The sequence below is a fragment of the uncultured Chitinophaga sp. genome (assembly GCF_937874145.1).
Classification (GTDB): domain Bacteria; phylum Bacteroidota; class Bacteroidia; order Chitinophagales; family Chitinophagaceae; genus Chitinophaga.
In genome coordinates this window covers 1-8,567 of record NZ_CALNBI010000467.1, presented here as the reverse complement: position 1 = coordinate 8,567, position 8,567 = coordinate 1, and the positions used below count along the sequence as shown (strand labels likewise).

At 55.9% G+C, this 8,567-nt stretch carries 2 protein-coding genes; one reads left to right on the top strand and one right to left on the bottom strand.

The annotated features are described in order from the left end of the window. Positions 1-79: 79 nt before the first annotated feature. Entirely contained in the window at positions 80-1,408 is a 1,329-nt protein-coding gene (ahcY, locus tag Q0510_RS22520; RefSeq protein ID WP_298716748.1) for an adenosylhomocysteinase, read from the bottom strand. A gap of 397 nt (positions 1,409-1,805) precedes the next feature. Between ahcY and Q0510_RS22515 the strand changes: the two genes are divergently transcribed. Further along, positions 1,806-8,567, top strand: a 6,762-nt coding sequence (locus Q0510_RS22515; RefSeq protein WP_298716746.1) for a Calx-beta domain-containing protein, incomplete at its 3' end; no start/stop codon positions are given.

Below are 8,567 nucleotides of genomic sequence, written 5' to 3'. Positions count from 1 at the left end.
CGGGATGATGAAAAGGGTTGGCGGGAATAAAAAAGCAGCCTCTTTGCGGAGGCTGCTTTCGATATCGGTGGTACCGTGATTAGTAACGGTAGTATTCCGGTTTGAAGGGACCTTCGACGGGGATGCCGAGGTATTCGGACTGCGCGGAGGTCAGTTCGTCCAGTTCCACGCCGATTTTCTTCAGGTGGAGGCGGGCAACTTTCTCATCGAGGTGTTTGGGCAGTACGTACACTTTGTTTTCGTATTTGTCCGTGTTGATCCAGAGCTCGAGCTGGGCGAGGGTCTGGTTGGTGAAGGAGTTGGACATTACGAAGCTGGGGTGGCCGGTGGCGCAGCCCAGGTTCACGAGGCGTCCTTCGGCGAGGAGGATGATATCCTTCCCGTCGATGGTGTACTTGTCTACCTGCGGTTTGATTTCCACTTTGGTGTTGCCATAGTTGGTATTCAGCCAGGCGACGTCGATTTCGATGTCGAAGTGGCCGATGTTGCAGACGATGGCTTTATCTTTCATGGCTTTGAAGTGTTCGCCGGTGATGATATCGCGGCAACCGGTGGTGGTTACGATGATATCGGCTTCTTTCACGGCGTCGGCCATTTTCTTTACTTCATAACCTTCCATAGCGGCCTGGAGGGCGCAGATGGGGTCGATTTCGGTTACGATTACACGGGCGCCGGCGCCTGCGAGGGATTCTGCGGAGCCTTTGCCTACGTCGCCAAAACCTGCAACCACGGCCACTTTACCGGCGATCATTACGTCGGTGGCGCGGCGGATGGCGTCTACACAGGATTCGCGGCAACCGTATTTGTTATCGAATTTGGATTTGGTAACGGAGTCGTTGATGTTGATGGCGGGCATGGGCAGGGTGCCGTTCTTCATGCGCTCGTACAGGCGGTGAACGCCCGTGGTGGTTTCTTCGCTGAGGCCTTTGATGTGCTGGATCAGCTCGGGATAAACGTCGAACACCATGTTGGTGAGGTCGCCACCGTCGTCGAGGATCATGTTGAGGGGGCGGTCGGTGCTGCCGAAGAACAGGGTCTGTTCGATGCACCAGTTGAATTCTTCCTCATTCAGGCCTTTCCAGGCGTATACGGGGATGCCGGCGGCTGCGATGGCGGCGGCGGCATGATCTTGCGTAGAGAAGATGTTGCAGGAGCTCCATTGTACCTCTGCGCCGAGGGCCACGAGGGTCTCGATCAGCACGGCGGTCTGGATCGTCATGTGCAGGCAGCCTGCGATACGGGCGCCTTTCAGGGGTTGGGATTTGCCGTATTCTTCACGCAGGGCCATCAGGCCCGGCATTTCGGCTTCAGCAAGCTGGATTTCCTTGCGGCCCCACTCCGCCAAAGACATATCTTTTACTTTGTACTTGAGGCTCAAATCAATCTTGGATTTTGTTATCGTTGACATTCCAATAATTTTTTGCAAATCTACCTTTATTTTACCTATTCCCATAAACTAATCTGCCTTCATATCTGCATCAGAATGAATAGATATGTCCCTGCATTCCGTAATTATATATAGATAAATAAGTACAAATATTATTTGATTTAATATTATAAATATTATACATTTGCTTTGATAGGTGGAGTCTGTCCGCACTATCGGTCAGTTTCCGGAGTCATTGCAGTAGGAGAGAGGCGCCTTCCCAGGGGCGCCGGGTGTGGCATTGGTATTTCATGCCGACAGTTTATCCCGCCGGCAATTCGCCCTTCAGGCTTCCGGAGTCAAAAAACGCAGGTTACAGGCGAAATAGTATGTATGTAAAGAAATTTTAAAGTTATTTATGTTAGTCCTATCCTATCCTATGAAAGCGGCAATCCGCATGGCAGGCGCGATCTTGTTGATGGCGGTGGCGATCTTCCTCCCGGCCGGCCCGGCCCTGGCGCAGGTTCCCTCCGTGATCATCAACCCGGGCGGTGGCAACGCAGGCGGCAACGACCTCAGGATCACCATTACCGATACCAGCGTGCAGGTAATGCACAATGGCGCCGACCAGTTCACACATGACCCCCTAGCCAGCCGGTACGACCAGGGAGGGCTCCGGACTTACTTCATCCTGCACCAACGCATGGGCAAGCTCGGCCATATCGAGAAAACCCCCATTTACCTGAAACACTGCGAAATCTCCCACGTTTCCGGAGCAGGCACCGCCGCCAACCCATGGCAGGTGGTGGGGCAGTCGAGCTTCAAGAACGCCAGGGGAAGAGACTATTTCGTCAGCACTATATATAAATATGTAGCCGGCCATCAATACTATACCGTCGATTACATCATATCCTCCCAGGAAACACCCTACGACGACGTCCTCTACGGCGGTACCTACTGGCTGCACGTTTACCTCTCCGAAAACGCGATGATAGACGGCAGCAACTGCGGGAAAGGCTTCGTCGCCAGTCCCACGCCCAGCACCGAAGACGCATATTACTGGGAAACCTATGGCGATGATAATCCCGTTACTTTTTACAATACCGTGGGCATGGTACGCACGTCCGCAGATTGCCCGGAAACTCCCGGCACCCATATCTTCAAAACCACCAAAGGCTTTTCCTCCTACGCTGCAAGGCCGTACGACACCCGCGACAACAAGGTAACACCCGGCTACCTGCTCACGGATGTCGCATCCACCACGATACCCGCAACAATGGGGGTTGCTGTGCATAAAGCATTGGAAGTAAGTACGGTAGAAACGCCCGACCGTATCCGCCACGTCACCAAGCAATTTGCTGTAGGCTTCGATCAGGCGGAAATGGCAGGCGTTACCGTTACCGATCCCGTCCCTGTTTTGGACAACATGGGCTTTTTCGGCAACGTGGAGAGTCAAATGCTGACCGTGAACTTCGCTTCGGCGGAAATGAGCGGCCTGGAAGAAGAAGCCGATCATGAAATCACCGGGCTGGAACTGAAAATCGGCAAAGGAATGTTCAACCTGCCGCAGGTGCTGGAGCTGGTCGTTTCCGAGATCCCCGGTCCGGGTAACGCCCAGGAAGGCGTGGACTACGAAGTACTCCGCGAAAAGCTTATCATAGAACCCGGAATCTACTGGGACGCCATCGTTCCCATCAAAAACATCCGCATCAAGGGCAATACTATTGTAAACGACGACCGCAAGTTCAGGGTGGAGCTCCGCCCGCTGACCTGCTCCCCGCACCTGCAACTCGGCAGCATCACCACGGCGGAGTATACCATCATCGACGATGACGAAAACCGCATCTTCCTCGAACCCGCCGCCACTTCCGTGAAGGAAGGCGAAACCCTGAAGGTGAAAGTGAAAGTGACCGGCGTCACCCCGATCACCAGCCCTCTCACCGTAACGCTCACCCGCACCGCCGGCGTGGAACCTGCGGCGGAGGGAACCGATCATGCCGTTATCCCGACCACCGTCACCATCCCGGCCAACACCTGGGAAACGGAATTCGACATCGTAGCCACGGGCGACATGATCCTGGAGGAGTCGGAGCTCTTCGACATTGAAGCGTCGGCCGTCTTCGGTCCCAAAACCAGCAAGCATAAAGTTACCATCACCATCCTCGATACCACCGGCCTCAATCCTGATAACCGCGTGATCACACTGTCGGTGCCCCAGGGCATGGAAGGTGAAACTGTGGCGCTGAAGGCAAGCCTGCCGGAAAATGTGACCACCGAAAAACCGATCGTCGTTACACTTGGCCTGAACGACCCGGCCAATACCGCAGGTGCTACAGATGTGGATCATATGCCCGGCACCCTGACCATCCCCGCGGGAGGCAACAGCGTGCAGGAAAATATCCTCCTCATCGACGACAATATGATTGAAACCAGGTACGAGTACTGGTACTTCGAAGGCGCGGCTTCCGATCACGACGGTGAATTTACTATCATGCCCGGCAGCCTGGTTATTGAAGACAATACGGTGGACCGGACGATTATCCTGGGTGTTAGTAGTTCGACCAGGACTGAAACGGGTTCTTCACTTACTATCACGGCGGAATTTTCCGATTTCTCGAATACTGCTCCTCCTGGTGGCCTGAGAATCCCGCTTGTTCTTGGTAGTGGCTCCACTGCGGATGAAGATGATTTTATTGCGCCCGATCCATTCGAAATTGTCATCCAGGAAGGACAGGCGGCAGGAAGCATCACAATCACGATCCCGCTGGATACGGTATGGCTGGAGCCGCAGGAGGAAGCCTTTATTACCAGTGCGCTCGTAGGTTTCAATTTCACACCGACCAGCTTTAAGATCAACGACAATACCAATCAGCCGGCGTTAAGAAACATTATCGTCGAAGGGCCGGCGTCCATCATTGAAGGCAATACCGGAACCATCACCGCGCGGCTTGCCAAACCTTCCCTGAAGCATAAGGGCCCTGTAACCGTAAACCTCACCAGGGGCGTAACTTCTACTGCTACCACGGCGGATTATACGTTGAGCGACAACGTAATTATTATTCCGCAAGGTGATAACAGCGCTACAGTGGATATAACGGCATTGACCGATGCGCTCACGGAACCCAACGACACCGTACATATTATCGGCAAAGGATTTATTGTGGGAGTACAAAAGATTGACACCGCGTCCATCGCCATCAAAGATCCCCCGTCCACCAAAATCACTTTCTCCGCCCCGGCCCTGACGCTGACGGAAGGCGGCGCAGCCGTGACCGTGACCGCTTCACTGGAATACGGCACCGCAGCCGCGGACGTTCCGTTCACCCTCAGCATCGGCAGCGGTTCCAATGCAGCAGCGGCAGATTTCAACACATCGCCCGCCACGCTGAAAATCCCTGCCGGCAGCCAGACCGGAACTTTCACCATCACCGCCACCGAAGACCAGCTCCTGGAAATCACCGAAACCCTGGAACTTAGCGGCACCGCGACCGGTTTCACATTCGAAGGGCTGACGTTCCAGATAACAGACAAGGAATCGGCCGACGATGACAATAAAAAAATCAGCATCGTGCCGGCGGCGTCTGCCGTGAATGAAGGCAGCGATGTGACAGTGCGCGTGAGCCTCCCGGCGAATATTTATACTTCAGAAGAAATTACCGTGGCCCTGAGCAGGGGCACGGGTTCCAGCACGGATCTGCAGGCTTCGGAATATACCTTCCCCACGGAAGTGAAAATCCCCGCCGGCGGGAACGACATTACTTTTACCCTGCATGCCAACACCGACAACGTGATCGAGGCCGATGAGGCGCTGGTGATTGCCGGCGCCGCCACCGTGATGGGCGATGCGCAGGCTGCCACGGGTACGGTGACGTTGAAGGACGTTCGTCCTGCCACGATCCAGCTCGTGGTAACCGGCCCTGCTGAAATTACGGAAGGCTTCACCGATAACTGGCGGATTGCCCTGCCTTCGGGAGTTACCACGGAAACGGCGATCCTCATCAACATTGCTCCGGCCGTAACCGGCAATACTACGACCTCCGACGATTTCGTGGGTGGTTACCCCACTACGGCAACGATCGCCAAGGGACAATTATACATAGATGTACCCCTCGAAGCGAAGACAGATAATATTGTAGAAGGGCAGGAGCGCCTGGAAATGACGCTTTCGGCTACCGGGTTTACCTTCACGAAGCAGATCGGCATGGATGTGAAAGACACGGACCCCGCGAGCCTGCAAATCAAGCTGACGGCCGGCGCCGCCACGCTGAACGAAGGCGCGTCTACCCTCATCACCGCCACGCTGGATGGATTTACTTCCCAGACGGATATCGACGTGGTGCTGAGCGCGGGCAGTGCTTCCGTTGCGGGAACGGGTGATTACGATGCTTTGGGCACCATCCACATCGGCGCCGGTTCATCGTCGGGCACCTTTACGCTCAAATCCAATGCCGACCTCATCCTGGAGAACGACGAGCTGCTGGCCGTTCGCGGCGCAGCCGGCACTTACACCGTGCTGGGCGTGGATGTTACGATTAAAGATGTGACCGGCACCAACGCCAATAAAACCCTGTCCCTCACCCCGGCGGTAGCAACCGTTGCGGAAGGGAATAAAGTGATGATGACGGTGAGCCTGCCTGCGGGCATCACCACTTCCGTTCCCATCACGGTAAACCTGGCGAAGGGCGCGGGCAGCGACGCTTCCATCACTTCCACCGACTATGCGCTGCCGCTGACGGTAGAAATTCCGGAAGATGAAAACAGTATCGAATTTGAAGTGGAGGCATTGACCGACAAAGTGATCGAACCTTCCGAAAAACTGCAGGTGAGCGCATCGGGCACGGTATTCGGATACGCTTCTTCGGATGCTTCCGATGTGACGATTACCGATGTGTCCACGAAGCTGATCACGGTGAGCGGCCCGGCTACGGTTGCGGAAGGTGGAGATATCACCTGGCGTTTCGAATTGCCGGCGGATGTAACCACGGCCAACGACATCAATATTACGTTGACGCACGACGCCACAGGAACCGCTGAACTGGCAGACCTGGAAACGCTGGCAGTACTGAAGATCGCCGCAGGCGCATCCTTCGGGGAAATTACTTTCGAGGCGAAGGCGGACAATAAGATCGAAGCGGCCGAAACGCTGAAGCTGACACCATCAGCCGCAGGCGGTTTCACTTTCTCCCAACCTGTTTCCTTTACTATTACGGATGACGACCTGGCCGCTGCGGGCATCACTTTATCTGCCACGCCGAACCCTGTTGCAGAAGGCGGTAATGTGGTGATCAAGGCTACGCTTACCGGCGGTGTCACTTCCACCAATAATATTACCATTACACTGGCAAAAGCGGCGGCTTCCACTGTAGGGAACACCGAACATGCGGCGCTGGGTAATATCGTGATCGCCGCCGGCGATACCGAAGGCACTTTCACGCTGGCGACGTATTCGGACAACATCCTGGAACTGACGGAAACCCTCGTGCTCACGGGCACCGCTACTTCCTCAATCCCTGTAACCGGCGTTACGGTGCAGGTATCGGATGCAACGGGCACCACTGCCAACAAAACCCTCCAGATTTCCCCGCTCACCGCTTCCATTGCGGAAGGCGATGTGCTGGAATTCACCGTGGGCCTGCCCGGTACCATCGTAACGTCGGAAGACATCACGGTATCGCTTTCCCAGGGCGCGGGCAGCGCTTCAACGCTGACGGCTGCGGATTACGCTTTCCCGGCAACCGTAACGATCGAAGCGGGTACGAATCATGTGAAATTTAATGTAGAAGCAAAAACGGATGGATGGATCGAAACGGCGGAAATGCTGAAGCTGAGAGCGGCCGCATCCGTGTTCGGCAATAACAGCACGGCGATTGCAGATGTAACGATCACCGACGTTTCCAATAAACTGATCACGGTGAGCGGTCCGGCTACCGTGGCCGAAGGCGGCAATATCAAATGGCGCTTCGAGCTGCCGGCAGGCGTGACTTCCGCCAGCGACATCGATATCACGCTCACGCACGATCCTTCGGGCACGGCGGAGCTGGCCGATCTCACGTCGCTCCCGGCGCTGAAAATCGCCGGTGGCGCTTCGTATGGCGAGATCACTTTCGCCGCCGCCTCCGATCTTATTATCGAAGCAACGGAAACCCTGAAGCTGACACCTTCGGCCACAGGCGGTTTCACTTTCTCGCAACCGGTATCGTTTACCATTACGGACAACGACCTTTCCGCCGCCGGCATCGCATTGTCGGTAAGCCCGAGCCCTGTGGCGGAGGGCACCAGCGCCATCGTTAAAGCCACTCTCACCGGCGGCGTAACGGCCACGGGCAACATCACCGTTACCCTCGGCAAAGGCGCATCTTCCACACTGGAGAATACCGAACACGGCGCATTGGGTACGATTACCATTTCCGCCGGCAATACAGAAGGGACTTTCACCCTCACCACCGGCACCGACGAACTCCTGGAAGCCACGGAGACTCTGGAGCTTACGGGAACGGCGACATCCTCCATCCCTGTTAACGGCACAACCCTCCAGGTAACCGATGCCACCGGCACAACCGCCAACAAAACCATCCAGATCTCACCGCTCACCGCCACGCTGGTGGAAGGCAACGACATGGACTTCACCGTATCGCTGCCGGGAAGCATCACCACTTCGCAGGACATCACCGTTACGCTCACCAAAGGCGCCGGCAGCGCGGCCACGCTCACTTCCGCCGACTATGCCTTCCCGGCTACGGTTGTCATCGAAGCGGGCAGCAATCATGCAACATTTAAAGTAGAAGCAAAAACCGACGGGCTGATCGAAACGGCGGAACTGCTGCAGCTGACCGCCGCCGCCACGGTGTTCGGGCATAGCAGCAGCGCAGTGTCCGACGTCAGCATCACCGACGTTTCCAATAAACATATCACGGTGACCGGTCCTGCTACGGTAGCCGAAAGCGGCAACATCACCTGGCGCTTTGCATTGCCTGCGGGTATCACGGCAGCCAGCGATATTAATATTACGTTGACAAGAAATGCGGCTGCCACGGCCGTGCTGGCCGACCTGGCGGCGCTTCCTGTGCTGAAGATCGCGGCGGGTGCGCCGTTTGGCGAGATTACTTTCGACGCATTGCCCGACGACCTGATCGAAGCCACCGAAACGATGATCCTGCAGGCGGCCGCCACGGGCGGGTTCACCTTCTCGCAGCCGGTTACT